Below are 1431 nucleotides of genomic sequence, written 5' to 3'. Positions count from 1 at the left end.
GCACCGGAATCCGCCGGAGCACCGGAATCCGCCGGAGCACCGGAATCCGCCGGAACGTCAGACCGCGTCCAGCGCTCCGGGGCCGAGGGGCGGCACCAGCCCCTCGGCCGCCGCGCGGGTCAGCAGCCCGCGCACCGCGGCGTAGCCGTTCTCGCCCAGGTCGGCGGTGAACTCGTTCACATACAGCCCGATGTGCTGATCGGCGACGGCCGGGTCCATTTCCTGGGCGTGCGCCAGGACATACGTCCGCGACGCCTCCGGGTCGTCCCAGGCCATCCGTACCGATGTCCGGGCGGCGTCGGCGAGTTCCCGCAGCCGCTCGTCGCCCAGCGAGCGCTTGGCGATGATCGCGCCGAGCGGGATCGGCAGGCTGGTGGTCCGCTCCCAGTGCTCGCCCATGTCGGCCAGGCAGTGCAGCCCGTAGTTCTGATAGGTGAACCGGGCTTCGTGGATGACGAGCCCGGCGTCGACCTCGCCGTCCCGTACCGCGGGCATGATCGCGTGGAACGGCAGCACCTTGATCTCGCCGACCCCGCCCGGCACCTCCGCGGCGGCCCACAGCCGGAAGAGCAGATACGCGGTCGAACGCTCGCTCGGCACCGCGATCGTCTTCCCCGCCAGGTCCTTGCCGGTGAACTGCTGCCCCTCGCCGGGCCGCCGCGTGAGCACCAGCGGACCGCAGCCGCGCCCGAGCGCGCCGCCGCAGGGCAGCAGCGCGTAGTCGTCCAGCACCCACGGCAGTACGGCGTAGGACACCTTCAGCACATCGAACTCACCGCGCTCCGCCATCCCGTTGGTGACGTCGATATCGGCGAAGGTGACATCGAGCGCGGGCGCGCCGGGGACGCGGCCGTGGGCCCAGGCGTGGAAGACGAAGGTGTCGTTGGGGCACGGGGAGTAGGCGATCTTCAGGGGCTCAGTCACTGCCGGGTTCCTTCCGGGTCCAAGGTCCAGGTCCAGGTGCCGAGGAGGGGGGTGATGGTTCCGAAGGCGCCGGTGAGCGCCTCGAGCGCCTCCCCGATCCGCCAGGCCGCCCGGTCGCGCGGCCCGACCGCGTTGGAGATCGCCCGTACCTCCAGAGCGGGCACGGACTGGGCCGCGGCGGCCTCCGCCACGCCGAAGCCCTCCATGGCCTCGGCGGCGGCCCGCGGATGACGGCGCAGCAGCTCGGCGGCCCGTTCGGCGCTGCCGGTCACGGTCGACACGGTGAGCACGGTGCCGCGCACGGCGTCCGTCGCCTCGGCGACGGCGGCGACGAGCGGGGCGGGCGGGAGGTGTTCGACGGTTCCGAAGCCCAGGTCGGTGACGGCGGCGAAGCCGTCGGGGGTCTCGGCGCCCAGGTCGGCGGCGACGATCGCGTCGGCGACGACGATGGAGCCGAGGCGCGCGGGGGTGGGCTGCGCGGTGGCGGGGCGCTCGGTGGCGTCGGGG

General features: G+C 73.7%; 2 protein-coding genes. Both read right to left on the bottom strand.

Annotated elements, in window-relative coordinates; all coding sequences use genetic code 11:
* Positions 1-57 precede the first annotated feature (57 nt).
* On the bottom strand, positions 58-924 hold the full coding sequence (locus KN815_RS46915) for a 1,4-dihydroxy-6-naphtoate synthase (protein WP_216347886.1): 867 nt from the start codon (positions 922-924) through the stop codon (positions 58-60).
* On the bottom strand, positions 921-1431 hold a 511-nt coding region (gene mqnB, locus KN815_RS46910; RefSeq protein WP_216347885.1), incomplete at its 5' end, for a futalosine hydrolase. The genes mqnB and KN815_RS46915, both read right to left, overlap by 4 nt.

This window comes from Streptomyces niphimycinicus (assembly GCF_018883605.1).
GTDB classification, from domain to species: Bacteria; Actinomycetota; Actinomycetes; order Streptomycetales; family Streptomycetaceae; genus Streptomyces; species Streptomyces niphimycinicus.
Note: the sequence above shows the minus strand (reverse complement) of the source record. Positions and strands in the feature narration are given on the sequence as shown.